Origin of the sequence: Micromonospora sp. NPDC049523 (assembly GCF_040676775.1) — a bacterium.
GTDB lineage: Bacteria > Actinomycetota > Actinomycetes > Mycobacteriales > Micromonosporaceae > Micromonospora_G.
In genome coordinates, this window is the sequence record NZ_JBFAPP010000002.1 from 350,928 (window position 1) to 366,113 (window position 15,186).

Here is a 15,186-nt window from a genome sequence, read left to right on the forward strand (position 1 = left end):
TTCCTTACGGTACGGAGCGGATGTTCACCACGAGGGCGCTGCCGAGCAGGGTGACGGCGGCGGTGACCGCGTACAGGGTGGGGTAGCCGCCGAGGTGCACCACGATCGGGGCGGAGAGCGCCGGCCCGAGCACCTGCGGCGCCGCGTTGGCGATGTTGATCACGCCGAGGTCCTTGCCCCGGTCGGTGGCCACCGGCAGCACCTGCGTGATCAGGGCCGCGTCGACCGCCAGGTAGACGCCGTAGCCGGCGCCGAGCAGCAGCGCCGCGACCAGGGCGGCGGGCCAGATCGGCCAGGCGGCGAGCAGCAGCGCCGCCACCGCCATGATCACACCGGACCAGATGACAAAGACCTTGCGCCGCCCGGTCCGGTCCGACAGCCGCCCGGAGACGACCGCGGTGGCCATCATGCCGGCGGTGTAGAGCAGGATCAGGACCAGCAGGCCGGCTTCCGGGTCACCGTGGCGGACCTTGTCCTGGAGGAAGTAGAGCAGGTAGAGGGTGCCGAGCGCGTTGCCCATCTGGACCAGGAACCGGGTGCCCCAGGCCCAGGCAAAGTCCGGGTGCCGACGCGGGCTGATCCACATCCCGGCGAGCAGTTCCCGCCAACGCAGCGCCGAGGAGTGCGTACGCGGCAGCGGGTCGTCCGGGGTGAGCAGGGCGAACGGCAGCGCCAGCAGCAGCAGGGCACCCGCGATCACCAGGTAGCCGGCGCGGGTGCCGGTGACCACGGTGGTGACCAGCACCGCCCCGACCACGAGCCCGAGCGCCTGCGGGATGCCCACCCAGCCGGAGACCCCGCCGCGCTGCACCACCGGCACCCGGTCCGGGATGGCGGCGGTCAGCGCGGCGAGCATGGCGTTGAGGCTGAGCTGCGCGGCGACCCAGGCCAGCGCCACGCCGAGGATGGTCCGCTGCTGGGCGAGGAGCAGGAACGAGCCGGCGGCGAGCAGTGCGCCGAGCACCGTCCAGACGTGCCGGCGCCCGACCGCCCGACCCCACAGCCGCAGGGACGTACGGTCCGACAGCGCCCCGGCCAGCGGGTTCGCCAGTACGGCGGCGAGCGCCCCGAACCCGGTCACCACCGCCAGCATGCCCTCCTTGCCGACCGGTGAGATCGACTCGACCTGCTGCGGCAGCAGGATCTGGATCGGGGTGAAGAACGCCATCCAGACGCCGAGGTTGGCGCCGAAGATCAGTGCGATCCAGCCGCGGCGTACCGGGACGGTCGGTTCGGCGAGGGCGGCGGGCAGGGACGCCGGTACGGGCTGCACGGTGGTCATGCCCGGCCGTCGATCAGGTCGCGGTACCAGGCGTACGAGGTTTTCGGGGTGCGGGACTGGGTGTCGAAGTCGACGTGCACCAGGCCGAAGCGTTTGGTGTAGCCCTCGGCCCACTCGAAGTTGTCCAACAGCGACCAGACGTAGTAACCGCGTACGTCGACGCCGTCGGCCATCGCCCGGTGCAGTGCGCGCAGGTGCCCGTCGAGGTACGCCACCCGCTCAGGATCGTCGCATCGGCCGTGCGCGTCGATCGTGTCTTCGTACGAGCAGCCGCCCTCGGTGATGTGGATCGGGGGGAGGTCGTCGCCGTACTCGCGGTGCAGTCCGGTGAGCAGTTCGTGCAGCCCGTCCGGGTCGACCGGCCAGCCGAAGCTGGTGGTCGGGTAGCTGTCGAGTGGCACCAGCTCGAACGGGAGCGGGCTGTCCGGGTCGCTTGGTGCGCGTACGCCGGTGGGGTTGTAGTAGTTGACGCCGAGCGCGTCGATCGGCGCGGCGATGATGTCGAGGTCGCTCGCGTGCACGGTGGACGGATCGGTGCCGGGGATCTCGGGGTAGCCGCGACCGAGGACCGGGTCGGTGAACAGCCGATTGTGCAGCGCGTCGTAGGCCGCGGCGGCGGCCCGGTCGGCGTCGGTGGAGCCCTGGAGCCGGACCGGCGAGTAGTTGTTGGTGATGCCGATCGGGCTGCCGGTCAGCGCGCGCAGCGCGGTCACCGCGAGCCCGTGCCCGAGGAGCTGGTGGTGGGCGACCGGGAACGCGTCGAAGAGCTGCTGCCGGCCGGGCGCGTGCACACCGAGCCCGTATCCGAAGCTCATGTGGACGAACGGTTCGTTGAGCGTGATCCAGAGCTTGACCCGGTCACCGAGCCGGCCGGCGACCAGGCTGGCGTAGTCGGCGAACCGGCCGGCGGTGTCGCGGGCCAGCCAGCCGCCCTTGTCCTCCAGGGCCTGCGGCAGGTCCCAGTGGAACAGGGTGGCGACCGGGTCGATGCCCCGGTCGAGCAGGCTGTCCACCAGCCGGTCGTAGAAGGCGAGGCCGTCGGGGTTGGCCGGGCCGGTCCCGTCCGGCTGGACTCGTGGCCAGGCGATCGAGAATCGGTACGCCCCGACGCCGAGCCCGGCGAGCAGTGCGACGTCCTCGGCGTAGCGGTGGTAGTGGTCGCAGGCGACGTCGCCGGTGCTGCCGTCGACGACCGTGCCGGGGGTGCGGGTGAAGGTGTCCCAGATCGATGGTTGGCGGCCGTCTTCGCTGGTCGCGCCCTCTATCTGGTACGCCGAGGTGGAGACGCCCCAGGTGAATCCGGCGGGAAATTCGGGCAGCGGAGCGCTCATCCACCCCTCCTCGAAACGCGAAAGTTGTTCGGACTGTAGTCCCTCGGCGTGTCGTTGGATAGGCGTCCGGTTTGGTGCCAATATGCGCATAAGCTCCGAATGTTCGTACGATGTCCTCAATGGAGGCAGCTAGAGATGATGCTCATTGAACGCAGCGTGCGGGTGGCAGCGAACATCGACGCGGTATGGGACGTGGTCCAGCGCGCCGAGCGGCTGCCGGCCTGGCTCGCTGGAGTACGCCAGGCCGAGGTCCTCTCGGGTGAGGGTTTCGGCCGGCGGCAACGTGTTCGGGTCATCCGTGGCCCGGCGGTGGACGCCGAGGTGATCGCCTACCAGGCACCCACCCTGATCGCCTGGCGCGAGCGGATCGAAGGGTCCGGCGCCCGCGCCGAGGCACGCACCGAGGTGTACGTGGAACTCGCCCCCGACGGTGACGACGCCACCGCGGTCCGGCTGATCATGGTGCGCTGGCCCGCCGGCCCGATCCGCGGCGCCCTGCTGCGCTGGGGCATGCGGCGCGTCGGCGCCAACCTGGAAGGTTCACTGGAACGGCTCACCGGCCTCGCCACCGTGAGCTGATCCCTCGACGCGCCCGTCCACTGACGGCGGTGCCGGTGCTCGTGGGGTCAGCCGACCCCGCCAGCCCGCTACGGGGTGGCGGTCTGCTGCCGGCGGCGGTGGCCGGCGACCTTGTGCCGGTTGCCGCACCGCTGCATCGAGCACCAACGTCGCTGGCCGGGGCGGGACGTGTCCAGGTAGAGCAGGGCGCAGTTGTCCCCGGCGCACCTGCGTACCCGGTCGATCGCGGTGGTGCCGAAGGTGCGTACCGCGTCGCGGGCGATCTCGGTGACGAACTGACCGGCGTCCACCGGCCGCTGCCAGCCGGCCGCCCCGGTCGCCGGATCCAACCTCGGCACCAGCCCACGCCCGGCCGCCAACTCGTTGACCACCGCCAACTCCGCCCCGAACGCACCGAGCCGCCCGCCGCTCGCGGCCGTTCCCTCCCCCGTCACCCGGCCGCCGGGCGACGGGCTCCCGCCCGGTGAGCCGTCGGTGCCCGTCGTCGCCACGCCGAACGCGATCGACCAGATCGCCTCGCGGAGTCGCTTGAGATCGGCCAGGTGCTCGGGCCGGGTGTCGACCTCGGCCGGATCCACCCCGTGACCGGCCAGGTCGAGCCGGCTGAGCGCGGCCCAGGTGGCGATGTCGGCCGGGCTGTGCAGCACCTCGAACCGGGCGCGGAAGCCCTCGCCGCCGGTGGTGCAGACCAACTCCAGGCAGAGTGTCCCGGCGTCGAAGCCGAAGACCTGCCCGCTCGGGTGGTGCAGGGTGATGACGCCGGCCATGTAACCACCATAGGCGGTTACCGACCCACCGTCCCAGCCGAGGCGGCAAACGGCACGACCACCCGAGGCGGCAAACGACACGACCACCCGAGGCGGGAAACGACACGGGCCCGTCCTGCTGGGCTGGGAATCCAGCCAGCGGACGGGCCCGCGTGGAACGTACCCGGGGACTATCCGATCAGGAGTCGCCGCCGGTCTCGCCGACCGGAGCCGCCGAGATGTCGTTGATCGCGTACTTCTGGGCGGCCTCGGCCGGTACCGACGCCGGTACTACACCGCGGAGCGCGAGCTGCCGCAGCGCCGCCACGGTGATCGACTCGGCGTCCACGTGGAAGTGCCGGCGCAGGGCGTGCCGGGTGTCGGACAGCCCGAACCCGTCGGTGCCCAGCGAGGTGTAGTCGCCCGGCACCCAGCGCGCGATCAGGTCCGGCACGGCCCGCATCCAGTCGCTGACCGCGACCACCGGACCGGTCGCGTCGGCGAGCTTCTGCGCGATGTACGGCACCTTCGGCTCGCTGCCCGGGTGGAGCAGGTTGTACTCCTCGGCCTGCACCGCGTCCCGGCGCAGCTCGGTCCAGGAGGTGACCGACCAGACGTCGGCGGCCACACCCCAGTCCTGGGCCAGCAACTGCTGTGCCTTCAGCGCCCACTGGATGCCCGTACCCGAGGCCAGCAGGTTGGCCCGCGGCGTGTCGCCGCCCGCGGAGTTCGAGACCGACGGTGCCGGCGCGTAGCGGTAGATGCCCTTGAGCAGCCCCTCCACGTCGACGTCGGCGGGCTCGGCCGGCTGCAGGATCGGCTCGTTGTAGACGGTGAGGTAGTAGAAGACGTTCTCCGGGTTCTCGCCGTACATCCGGTGCAGGCCGTTTTCCAGGATGTGCGCCATCTCGAACGCGAACGCCGGGTCGTACGCGACGACGGCCGGGTTGGTCGCGGCGATCAGGTGCGAGTGCCCGTCCTCGTGTTGCAGGCCCTCACCGTTGAGCGTGGTACGCCCGGCGGTGGCACCGAGCACGAAACCGCGCGCCATCTGGTCGGCGGCGGCCCAGAACGCGTCACCGGTGCGCTGGAAGCCGAACATCGAATAGAAGATGTACAGCGGGATCATCGGCTCGTCGTGGGTGGCGTACGACGACCCGGCGGCGGTGAACGAGGCGACCGAACCGGCCTCGTTGATCCCCTCGTGCAGGATTTGCCCGGTGGTCGACTCCTTGTACGACAGGAACAGCTCCCGGTCGACCGAGGTGTACTTCTGCCCGTGCGGCGAGTAGATCTTCTGGGTCGGGAAGAGCGAGTCCATGCCGAACGTACGGGCCTCGTCCGGGATGATCGGCACCCACCGCTTGCCGAACTCGCGGTCCTTCATCACGTCCTTGAGTAGCCGGACGAAGGCCATCGTGGTGGCGATCTTCTGCTTGCCCGAGCCCCGCTTGACGTCGGCGAACCGCTCCGGGCCGGGGATGGCCAGCTTCTTGCCCTCGGTCCGGCGCGACGGCAGGTAACCGCCGAGCTGCTGCCGGCGCTCACGCAGGTACGCCAGCTCCTCGGACTTCTCACCCGGGTGGTAGTACGGCGGCAGGTAGGGGTTGCTCTCCAGCGCGCTGTCCGGGATGTCGAGGTAGAGGCGGTCGCGGAACGACTTCAGGTCGTCCAGCGTCAGCTTCTTCATCTGGTGCGTGGCGTTGCGGCCCTCGAAGTGCGAGCCGAGCGTCCAGCCCTTGATGGTCTTGGCGAGGATCACGGTCGGCTGGCCGGTGTGCTCGGTGGCCGCCTTGTACGCCGCGTACAGCTTGCGGTAGTCGTGACCGCCCCGCTTGAGGTTCCAGATCTCGTCGTCGCTCATGTGCTCGACGAGCTTGCGGGTGCGCTGGTCCCGACCGAAGAAGTGCTCCCGGACGTACGCGCCGGACTCGGCCTTGTACGTCTGGTAGTCACCGTCCGGAGTGGTGTTCATCAGGTTCACCAGCGCGCCGTCGGTGTCCGCGGCGAGCAGCGGGTCCCACTCCCGGCCCCAGACGACCTTGATCACGTTCCAGCCGGCGCCCCGGAAGAACGACTCCAGTTCCTGCATGACCTTGCCGTTACCGCGGACCGGGCCGTCCAGCCGCTGTAGGTTGCAGTTGATCACGAAGGTGAGGTTGTCGAGCTCCTCGCGGGCAGCCACGCCGATCGCGCCCAGCGACTCCGGCTCGTCCATCTCGCCGTCACCGAGGAACGCCCACACGTGCTGCTGGGAGGTGTCCTTGATGCCACGGTTGTGCAGGTACCGGTTGAACCGGGCCTGGTAGATGGCGTTCATCCCGCCGAGACCCATGGAGACGGTCGGGAACTCCCAGAAGTCGGGCATCAGCCGCGGGTGCGGGTACGACGGCAGGCCGCCACCCGGATGCGACAGCTCCTGCCGGAACCCGTCGAGCTGGTGCTCGGACAGCCGCCCCTCCAGGTACGCGCGCGCGTACATGCCGGGGGAGCCGTGGCCCTGGTAGAAGATGTGGTCGCCGCCACCCGGGTGGTTCTTGCCCCGGAAGAAGTGGTTGAAGCCCACCTCGTAGAGCGAAGCGGAGCTGGCGTACGTCGAGATGTGTCCGCCGACGCCGATCTCCGGGCGCTGCGCGCGGTGCACGAGCATCGCCGCGTTCCACCGGATGTACGCCCGGATCCGGCGCTCGACGTGCTCGTCGCCGGGGAACCAGGGCTCGCGCTCCGGGGGGATGGTGTTGATGTAGTCGGTGGTGGTCAGCGGCGGTACCCCGACCTGGCGCTCTCTCGCGCGCTCCAGCAGACGGAGCATGACGTAGCGGGCGCGTTTGGCACCGCGCTCGTCGATCACTCCGTCAAGCGACTCGACCCATTCGCTGGTTTCTTCAGGGTCGATGTCCGGAAGCTGGCTCGGCAGGCCGTCGCTGATTACCGGGCGCTTGCGTTCCGTGGCCACAGGCGTTCCCTCGGTTGTGTGTGGGATTAGTCTCTGGCGCCATCCTGCCCCCTCATGCCCGGTTCCGTCACGCCTAGTGGCCGCAGACGCGACACTCGACACATGTACCCTCCAGTAACTTGGCGGCAACATGTTTGTCAGCTAACCGACGGTGGCGAAAGCTGACGCCCGGTTTGTGGGAGGAACGGACCCTTCCCGACCGCTCGGGCAGACTGTGCCTCATGCACACCGAAGTCATCACCGTCCGGACCGGCTCCCGTCCCGTGGTCCGGGACATCACCCGGGAAGCGCAGCGGTTCGTCGACGGTCAGGGCGACGGCCTGCTGCACGTCTTCGTGCCGCACGCGACCGCCGGGCTGGCGCTCATCGAGACCGGCTCCGGCTCCGACGACGACCTGCTCAGCGCCCTGGACGACCTGCTGCCGACCGACGACCGCTGGCGCCACCGGCACGGCTCGCCCGGCCACGGCCGCGACCACGTCATGCCGGCCTTCGTGCCGCCGTACGCGACGGTGCCGGTGCTCGCCGGGCAGTTGGCCCTCGGCACCTGGCAGTCGATCTGCCTGGTCGACCCGAACGGCGACAACCCCACCCGCCAGGTCCGCTTCTCCTTCCTCCCCGCCTGACCCCCGCCCCCCTCCCCTCACCCTCCGCACACCCCAAACTCCGCACCCCCGAAGACCCGTTACCGCCCCCGCCGCCCCCGCCCGTCGCCGCCGCCGCCCCCGAAGATCGCGCTGATGTAGAGAAAGAGGGGCTATTCCGCGCCGGATAGCCCCTCTTTCCCTGTATTAGCGCGCGGTGTGCAGGGGGTCAGGGGCGGGTGGTTTCCTGCGCGGCGGTGTTGGGGGTGGTGGGCGCCTGGCGCTGGGTGGTGGCGGGGGGCGGGTCTAGGGGGCGGTCGTAGGTTTGGTGCAGGCCGGGGACGCGGTCCTCGATCACGAACGAGGCCCGGGTGTACGCGGGCGCGTCCGGGGTGCTCACGTACGGCAGCACCTCGAAGTCGGCCTTGAGGTGCTCGTTGGTGATCTTCGTGAGGACGAAGCCCCGCTGGTTGTTGTAGAACCGCAGGTGCGGGTTGATGCCGAGGAACGGGTGGTCCGACGGGACCGAGTCGGCGCCGTCCCCACCCGAGGTGATCGAGGAGCAGACCAGTTCGGTGCCGACCGTACGCGAGGTGGGGTCGGCGTAGTCGAGCTTGAGGTCACTGGCCCAGTGGGCGTGCACGTCGCCGGTGAGCACCACCGGGTTGCGTACGCCCGCGCCGAGCCAGCCGCGGGTGATCCGGTCGCGCGAGGCGACGTACCCGTCCCAGGAGTCCATGCTGGTCACCGTCGCCGGGCCGGCGTTGTTGTCGCGCTGGGCGAAGAAGACCTGCTGGCCGAGGATGTCCCAGCGGGCCGACGAGCGGCGGAACCCGTCGAGCAGCCACCGCTCCTGGGTGGCGCCGGTGATCGAACGGGCCGGGTCGACCGCCGCCGGGCAGTCCTTGTAACCGTCGCCGCAGCCCTGGTCGTCGCGGTACTGCCGGGTGTCGAGCATGTGGAAGGTGGCCAGCCGGCCCCACTGCACCCGCCGGTAGAGCTGCATGTCGATGCCGCGCGGGATCGACGTACGCCGCAGCGGCATGTTCTCGTAGTACGCCTGGAACGCCGCCGCCCGCCGGGCCGGGAACTCCGGGTCCGGTGCCTCGGGTACGTCGTCGGCCCAGTTGTTCTCCACCTCGTGGTCGTCGAAGACCACCAGCCACGGCGCCACCAGGTGAGCGGCCTGCAGATCGGCGTCGGTCTTGTACTGGGCGTGCCGCTGCCGGTAGTTGGCCAGCGTGCGGGTCTCCGGCCCCTCGTGGTCGCGCGGGTTCCCGCCGGGGATGTTGTACGTGTCCGGCGCGTACTCGTACTGGTAGTCGCCGAGGTGCAGGATCAGGTCCGGGTCGGCCTCGGCCAGCCGCTTGTACGCGGTGAAGTAGCCGTGCTCGTACTGCGAGCAGGAGACGAACGCCATCGCCAGCGCCCCGCCGACGCTCCACGGCGGCGGTGCGGTACGGGTCCGGCCGACCGGCGAGGTGTACCGCTCGACGTGGAAGCGGTAGAAGTATTCGCGTCCGGCCTGGAGCCCGTCGAGTTCGACGTGAACACTGTGTGCCGCCTGCGGGCGGGCGAGTGCGGTGCCGGTGCGTACGACCCGGCGGAACCGCTCGTCGGCGGCGAGTTCCCAGCGGACCGGCACGGTGCGGGCCGGCATGCCGCCGAGACCGTCCTCGGCGAGCGGCTGCGGGGCGAGCCGGGTCCAGAGCACGAAGCCCTCGTGGTCGGGGTCGCCGGACGCCACCCCGAGCGTGAACGGGTCCTGCCGCAGGGGCTTGGCCGGTGTCGCCCCGGCCGCCGCCGGCAACCCGCCCACGGCGCCGGCGGCACCAACCGCCGCCCCACCGAGCAGAAGAGTACGTCGAGAAACAGACACGGAAATTCTCCCCAGGATCCGGAAAACACGGACCCCCGAACCCTCTCGATCTCCCGTTCACCCCCCACCGCCCCCGCCTTACCCCCAGCCGAACACCAGGCGAAGACTCCCGTCGATCTTGCAGTTGTGGTCGTCTACATAGGCCACGAATCCGACATACGAGGCGCCACAACTGCAAGATCGACGGGGGGCGGGGACGGGGACGGGGGCGGGGGGGTGGGGGTGGGGGTGGGGTTAGACGGCTAGGTCGCGGCGGGTGAAGAGGTGGGTGCCGGCGGCGACCAGGAGTGTCGTGGTGGCTAGGAGGAGTAGGGGGCCGGTGGTTTGGAGGCCGTTTACCAACGGGTCGCCGGTCAGGTACCAGTGGAAGGGGGAGAGGTTCTGGGCCCAGGCGAGACCGTCCACCTGGGGCAGTACGGAGTTGGCCAGGTAGGCGAGCACGGCCACCGCGGCGGCACCGCCCAGCGCCGCTGCGCGGCTGCCGGTGGCACCGCCGATGGCGAAGGCGAGCGCGCCGAAGGTGGCGCCGAACAGGGCAAGCTGCAAGCTGATCGCGGCCAGCTCACCGGCCCCGACACCGTCGAACTCGGCCGGTCCGCTCAGCGCGATCATCACCAGGGCGAGCAGGCCGCTGATCAGCACCAGGCCGAGCAGCAGAGCGGCGTACCGGTGCAGGGCGAGCCGGGCCCGGCCGACCGGGTGGGCGAGCAGCAGGTCGAGGGTGCCGGCCTCCTCGTCCCCGGCGATGGCGCGGGTGCCGGCGGCGATCGCGAAGACGGTCACCAGCAACGGTACGAGCAGCCCGTAGACGGCTCCGCCGAGGTAACCGGCGGCGCTGGTCAGGTCGCTGTAGTTGAACGCCTCCAGCAGCCCCTCCGGGTACGCGGCCAGCGCCTCCGTCATCTCCGGGGTCTGCATCGTCGGCCAGAAGGACGCGTACATGGCGCCGACGGCGACGATCGCCACGGTCCAGCCGAACAGGGACCGGCGGGTGTCGAACAGTGCTTTCGTGAACGGGTTACGCAACAGCATGGTGTGCCTCCTGCCCGGTCTCGCTGTAGTAGCCGAAGAACAACTCCTCCAGGTCGGGCTCCTCGGCCCGCAGACTCAGTACGGTGTGCCGGCTCGCCGCCTTGACCAGCGCGTCGGCCCGGCCGTCCAGCCGGCACCGCAGGGTGTGCCCGGCCACGGTCACGTCACTGATGTTCGGCAGGGAGGCGAACTCCTCCGTACCGACCGGCTCCTCGAACACGATCTCGACCTGGCGTACGGCGCGTTCGCGCAGTTCCTCGACCCGTTCGACGGTGATCAGCCGTCCCTCCCGGATGATGCCCACCCGGTCGGCGGTCTGCTGCACCTCGCTCATCACGTGCGAGGACATGAAGACGGTCTGCCCGGCGGCCTTCGCCTCGCGGACCATGGCGACGAACTCCTGTTGCAGGAACGGGTCCAGCCCGCTGGTCGGCTCGTCCAGGACGAGCAGTTCGGGGGAGTGCATGAACGCCTGCACCACACCGATCTTCTGCCGGTTGCCCTTGGACAGGCCCTTGATTCGGCGGTCGAGGTCGAGCCCGAGCCGCTGCGCGAGTTCGTCGATCCGGTTGCGGGGCACGCCGCCGCGCAGGTTGCCGAGGTAGGTGAGCAGGTCCCGCCCGGTCTGCCGGCCGTCGACGACGAAGTCACCGGCGAGGTAGCCGATCCGGCGGCGCAGTCGTACGCCGTCGGTGCGCGGGTCGGCGCCGAGGACGCGTACGCGACCGGAGGTGGGGCGGATCAGGTCGAGCAGGATCCGGATGGTGGTGGACTTGCCGGAGCCGTTGGGGCCGAGGAAGCCGAACACCTCACCGGGCTCGACCCGCAGGTCCAGTCCGGTCAGGCCACGGTTGCGGCCGTACGTCTTGACGAGGTTCTCGGTGCTGATGGCCGATTCGGTCATCGGCCTCTCCTCTCCGATGGGTTCGGCGCGCCCGATGGTCTTCGACGCGCCGCTAGCGGTCGCCCGCTTCCGGTCGCGCCATCTTCCGGGCGTGTTCGGTCTTGAACCGTTCGATGAAGCCGGGTAGCTCCCGTTCGACGAAGGCGTAGAGGTCACGGGTATAGACGAGCCGGTCGGTCAGCGGTGACTGTTCGCCGCCGAGCAGTTCGATGCCTCGGTCCATCAGTTCACGGAAGATGCGGAACCGTTCGGACTCGGCGACGCGGGTGAACGCGTCGGGCATGAGTTCCCAGGCGATGCCGCGCCGGCCCGGGTTGGCGACCTTGCGTACCAGTCCGGTGCTCTCCAACATCCGGATGCCGGTGCTGACCGAGCCCTTGGACAGCCCGGTCATCTCGGCGATCTCGGTGGCGGTCGCGTACGGCGGGTCGCAGATCAACAGCCAACCGAGGACCTTGCCGTACGCGGGCGGCAGGCCCAGTCCGGTCAGCACGATGCCGGCGTCCTCGACGTAACGACGTTCAGGGGAGAACTCGACCACGGATCCCTCGCTTGTTCCCAATGTTCAATGATTTGCAAACTAACCGTACGACGACCCGTCCAGCCCCTGCCCGCTCCCGCGCCCGCCGGAAGTCGCACCCACCGAAGACTCCGACACACCCCGCCCGGCCTGCTCATGATCGGTGCGCGCTCACCTGTCGGAACGGCGGCGCGGAGAACAGCTCAGCGCGCAACGATCATGGACGTGACCTTGGCGATAAGAGGGCGGTGGGTGGTCTATGCGCGGGTACCGTCCTGCCCATGGCGCAGATCGGCGACCCCGACGCGGCCCCCGCCACGGCTGCCGCAGCCACGGCTGTCCACGCGGCGGTCACGGCAGGCCCGACCGGCAATGGTGGGGTGGCCGGTGAGGTGGTGCGCCGGATCATGCACGTGTCCGGGGCGATGCGGCACTTCATGGACCTCGACCTGGCCGAACTCGGGCTGACCCCGGCGGTCGCGAACGCGCTGCACGAACTCGACCCGGACCGGCCCCTGCCCGCCCGCGACCTGGCCGAGCGGCTCGACTGCGACCCGTCGAACATCACCATGCTGGTGGACAAACTAGAGCGGCTCGGACTCGTACGACGTCAGGTCGACCCGGCCGACCGTCGGCTGCGCACCCTGGTCGTCACCGACGAGGGCCGGGACGTACGCGAACGGGTCGGGCGGATCATGTCGGACTCCCGACTGCTGGCCGGGCTCAGCGCCGACGAGTTGGCCACCCTGCGCACCCTGATGTGGAAGGTTTCCGACGGCGGCTGTCCGGAAGAACCCGCACTGGGCTGATCGGCGCGCCACATCCGCAGCGCGGCGGCCGTGTCTGAGTGGTCAGTGGTGGCACAAGTCGGTAATGCTGTCCGACGTGACCACCCCTCAAGATCTCGACGATCGGTTCCGGGAGGCGGTCGGCGGTCTGGTCGTACCCACCCCGGTACGCTCGGCCGACGGGCCGGTCCGCGACGGCACCACGCTCACCGGCGTACGTGCCATGGAGCTGTTCGACGCCCAGCTCACCAGCCGGCACCTCGACCTCGCCGCGCGCTGGCTGCGCAGCTTCGGTGAGGGCTTCTACACGATCGGTTCCGCCGGCCACGAGGGCAACGCCGCGGTGGCCGCCGCCGTACGCGCCACCGACCCTGCCCTGCTGCACTACCGCTCCGGTGCCTTCTACGCGGCCAGGATGGCCCAGGCTGCCGCCGTACCGGCGTTGGCGGGTGACGGTGACCGGGCCGACGAGGCTCCGGGCACGATGTTCGGTGATCCGATCGCGAACGCGGCTCGGGACGTGCTGCGCGGGATCGTCGCCTCGGTCGAGGAGCCGATCGCCGGTGGCCGGCACAAGGTCTTCGGCAACGCCGCGCTCGACATCATCCCGACCACCTCCACCATCGCCTCCCACCTGCCCCGGGCGGTCGGTGTCGGCTTCGCCGTCGAACGCCTGCGCCGGGGCGCCGCCAACCCCGCAGCGCGGCACCGGGCCGGCAACCAGAGCCGGCTCACCGACGCCCGTACGGCTGCCGCCGAGGCACGAGCGGCCTGGCCGGCGGACGCGATAGTGGTCTGCTCGTTCGGGGACGCCTCGGTCAACCACGCCAGCGCCACGGCCGCGTTCAACACGGCGGGCTGGTGCGACCACACCGGCCTGCGCATCCCCGTACTTTTCGTGTGCGAGGACAACGGGCTGGGGATCAGCGTCCGGTCACCGGACGGGTGGGTGGCCGCCGCGCTGTCCGCGAAGCCCGGCATCCGGTACTTCTCCGCCGACGGCTGCGACCTGGCCCAGGCGTACGACGTGGCCAGCGAGGCAGCAGCATGGGTACGCCGGCACCGGCGCCCGGCCGTCCTGCACCTGTCCACGGTGCGGCTGATGGGACACGCGGGGGCGGACGCCGAGGTGGCGTACCGGCCGGCGAGCGAGTTGCAGCGGGACCTCGGACGGGACCCGCTGATCGGCACCGCCAAACTGATCGTGGAAGCGGGGCTCGCCACCCCGGAGCAGGTGATCGCGCGCTACGACGCGGTCGGCTGGCAGGTGCGCAAGGTCGCCGAGGAGGTGCTCGGCGAGGCCAAGCTGACCAGCGCCGCCGACATCGTCGCCCCGCTCGCCCCACGCCGGCCCGTACGCGTCTCCCGTACGGTCGCCGAGGCGGGGACCTGGGGGGCGGGGCCGGGGGCCGCCGCACGGGCTGCCGCGTTCGGTGACCGGCTGCCCGAGGCGGCGGGACCGCTGACCCTGGCACAGACCATCAACGCCGCCCTGGCCGACGGGATGCTCGACTACCCGGGGATGACCGTCTTCGGCGAGGACGTGGCCGCCAAGGGCGGGGTGTACGGGGTGACGAAGGGGCTGCGGGACCGCTTCGGCGCCTCCAGGGTCTTCGACACGCTGCTGGACGAGACGAGCGTGCTCGGGTTGGGGCTCGGTGCCGGGCTGGGCGGGATGCTGCCGGTCCCGGAGATCCAGTACCTGGCGTACCTGCACAACGCCGAGGACCAGTTGCGCGGCGAGGCCGCCACCATGCAGTTCTTCTCCAAGGGGGCCTACCGGAACCCGATGGTGGTACGGGTGGCGGGGCTGGCGTACCAGGAGGGGTTCGGCGGGCACTTCCACAACGACAACTCGGTTGCCGTACTCCGGGATGTTCCCGGTCTTGTGCTCGCGGTGCCGTCGCGGCCCGACGACGCCGCGCCGATGCTGCGCTCGTGCCTGGCCAGTGCCGCGGTCGACGGGACCGTCTGCGTCTTCCTGGAGCCGATCGCGCTCTACCACACGCGTGATCTTTACGCTGAGGGTGACGAGGAGTGGTTGGCGCCCTACCTGGGGCCGGGCGGCTGGGCCAGCGGACACGTGCCGATCGGCCGGGCCAGGGTCTACGGCGTAGGGTCGGCCGAAGACATCACGATCATCACTTTCGGTAACGGCGTACGCATGTCCCTGCGAGCCGCCTCCCGGCTGGCCGAGGAGGGCATCGGGACGCGGGTGGTAGACCTGCGGTGGCTGGCCCCGCTGCCGGTCGCGGACATCTTCCGGGAGGCTTCCGCCACTGGTCGGGTGCTGGTCGTGGACGAGACACGCCGGTCCGGAGGGGTCGGTGAGGGCGTGGTCGCCGGCCTGGTGGATGCTGGATATGTGGGTGTTGTGCGACGCGTTGCGTCAATTGACTCGTTTGTACCCTTAGGTCCGGCTGCGCGCGAGGTGCTGGTGTCCGAAGATGCCATTACCCAGGGTGCCCGTACGCTGCTGGCACGGTAAATTCGCATCCACTCGGTGCGCCACTTGCGCCGGGCGGCACAACTGTGTGGACTTTGCCCTATCGGCACCGACTGGTGCCGGGGTGTAGCTGAGATGA

The 15,186-nt window shown here is 70.4% G+C and carries 12 protein-coding genes; 4 read left to right on the forward strand and 8 right to left on the reverse strand.

Features of this window, described 5'->3' with window-relative positions; all coding sequences use genetic code 11:
* Positions 1 to 4: 4 nt before the first annotated feature.
* Both AB0J90_RS04115 and AB0J90_RS04120 read right to left on the reverse strand, forming a co-directional pair.
* Entirely contained in the window at positions 5 to 1,282 is a 1,278-nt protein-coding gene (locus tag AB0J90_RS04115; protein WP_363591947.1) for an MFS transporter, read from the reverse strand.
* Entirely contained in the window at positions 1,279 to 2,613 is a 1,335-nt protein-coding gene (locus AB0J90_RS04120) for a GH1 family beta-glucosidase (RefSeq protein WP_363591949.1), read from the reverse strand. Before AB0J90_RS04120 ends, AB0J90_RS04115 begins: the two co-directional genes overlap by 4 nt.
* 135 nt (positions 2,614 to 2,748) lie before the next feature.
* On the opposite strand from AB0J90_RS04120, the gene AB0J90_RS04125 reads away from it, so the two are divergent.
* On the forward strand, positions 2,749 to 3,192 hold the full coding sequence (locus AB0J90_RS04125; protein WP_326556511.1) for an SRPBCC family protein: 444 nt from the start codon (positions 2,749 to 2,751) through the stop codon (positions 3,190 to 3,192).
* Positions 3,193 to 3,260: 68 nt separating this feature from the next.
* Here AB0J90_RS04125 and AB0J90_RS04130 read toward each other — a convergent pair whose 3' ends face one another.
* Entirely contained in the window at positions 3,261 to 3,959 is a 699-nt protein-coding gene (locus tag AB0J90_RS04130) for a CGNR zinc finger domain-containing protein (RefSeq protein WP_363591951.1), read from the reverse strand.
* Between the two features lie 178 nt (positions 3,960 to 4,137).
* Positions 4,138 to 6,894, reverse strand: a complete 2,757-nt coding sequence (gene aceE, locus AB0J90_RS04135; protein ID WP_363591953.1) for a pyruvate dehydrogenase (acetyl-transferring), homodimeric type — start codon at positions 6,892 to 6,894, stop codon at positions 4,138 to 4,140.
* A gap of 221 nt (positions 6,895 to 7,115) precedes the next feature.
* On the opposite strand from aceE, the gene AB0J90_RS04140 reads away from it, so the two are divergent.
* Positions 7,116 to 7,520 carry a YjbQ family protein gene (locus AB0J90_RS04140; protein WP_363591955.1) on the forward strand — a complete coding sequence of 135 codons (405 nt, stop codon included), beginning with the start codon at positions 7,116 to 7,118 and terminating at the stop codon, positions 7,518 to 7,520.
* A 187-nt stretch (positions 7,521 to 7,707) separates the two neighbouring features.
* Here the strand turns inward: AB0J90_RS04140 and AB0J90_RS04145 are convergent, their stop codons facing one another.
* The 4 genes from AB0J90_RS04145 to AB0J90_RS04160 form a co-directional block, all read right to left on the reverse strand.
* Positions 7,708 to 9,357, reverse strand: a complete 1,650-nt coding sequence (locus tag AB0J90_RS04145) for an alkaline phosphatase D family protein (RefSeq protein ID WP_363591957.1) — start codon at positions 9,355 to 9,357, stop codon at positions 7,708 to 7,710.
* 234 nt (positions 9,358 to 9,591) lie between these two features.
* A complete protein-coding gene (locus AB0J90_RS04150; RefSeq protein ID WP_363591959.1) occupies positions 9,592 to 10,389 on the reverse strand; it encodes an ABC transporter permease in 798 nt (265 codons plus the stop codon).
* Positions 10,376 to 11,293: an ABC transporter ATP-binding protein gene (locus tag AB0J90_RS04155; RefSeq protein WP_363591961.1), complete on the reverse strand. Its 918-nt coding sequence runs from the start codon at positions 11,291 to 11,293 to the stop codon at positions 10,376 to 10,378. The genes AB0J90_RS04150 and AB0J90_RS04155 overlap by 14 nt, the downstream gene beginning before the upstream one ends.
* A 52-nt stretch (positions 11,294 to 11,345) precedes the next feature.
* On the reverse strand, positions 11,346 to 11,855 hold the full coding sequence (locus tag AB0J90_RS04160) for a MarR family transcriptional regulator (protein ID WP_363591963.1): 510 nt from the start codon (positions 11,853 to 11,855) through the stop codon (positions 11,346 to 11,348).
* A gap of 365 nt (positions 11,856 to 12,220) precedes the next feature.
* On the opposite strand from AB0J90_RS04160, the gene AB0J90_RS04165 reads away from it, so the two are divergent.
* Both AB0J90_RS04165 and AB0J90_RS04170 read left to right on the forward strand, forming a co-directional pair.
* Positions 12,221 to 12,622: a MarR family winged helix-turn-helix transcriptional regulator gene (locus AB0J90_RS04165; protein ID WP_326563199.1), complete on the forward strand. Its 402-nt coding sequence runs from the start codon at positions 12,221 to 12,223 to the stop codon at positions 12,620 to 12,622.
* Positions 12,623 to 12,686: 64 nt separating this feature from the next.
* Entirely contained in the window at positions 12,687 to 15,089 is a 2,403-nt protein-coding gene (locus tag AB0J90_RS04170; protein ID WP_363591965.1) for a transketolase C-terminal domain-containing protein, read from the forward strand.
* Positions 15,090 to 15,186: the final 97 nt, after the last annotated feature.

Coding starts and splice junctions, on each gene's coding strand:
- AB0J90_RS04115 (WP_363591947.1), bottom strand. CDS start 1,282: ATGACCACCGTGCAGCCCGTACCGGCGTCCCTGCCCGCCGCCCTCGCC.
- AB0J90_RS04120 (WP_363591949.1), bottom strand. CDS start 2,613: ATGAGCGCTCCGCTGCCCGAATTTCCCGCCGGATTCACCTGGGGCGTC.
- AB0J90_RS04125 (WP_326556511.1), top strand. CDS start 2,749: ATGATGCTCATTGAACGCAGCGTGCGGGTGGCAGCGAACATCGACGCG.
- AB0J90_RS04130 (WP_363591951.1), bottom strand. CDS start 3,959: ATGGCCGGCGTCATCACCCTGCACCACCCGAGCGGGCAGGTCTTCGGC.
- AB0J90_RS04140 (WP_363591955.1), top strand. CDS start 7,116: ATGCACACCGAAGTCATCACCGTCCGGACCGGCTCCCGTCCCGTGGTC.
- AB0J90_RS04150 (WP_363591959.1), bottom strand. CDS start 10,389: ATGCTGTTGCGTAACCCGTTCACGAAAGCACTGTTCGACACCCGCCGG.
- AB0J90_RS04155 (WP_363591961.1), bottom strand. CDS start 11,293: ATGACCGAATCGGCCATCAGCACCGAGAACCTCGTCAAGACGTACGGC.
- AB0J90_RS04165 (WP_326563199.1), top strand. CDS start 12,221: ATGCACGTGTCCGGGGCGATGCGGCACTTCATGGACCTCGACCTGGCC.
- AB0J90_RS04170 (WP_363591965.1), top strand. CDS start 12,687: ATGCTGTCCGACGTGACCACCCCTCAAGATCTCGACGATCGGTTCCGG.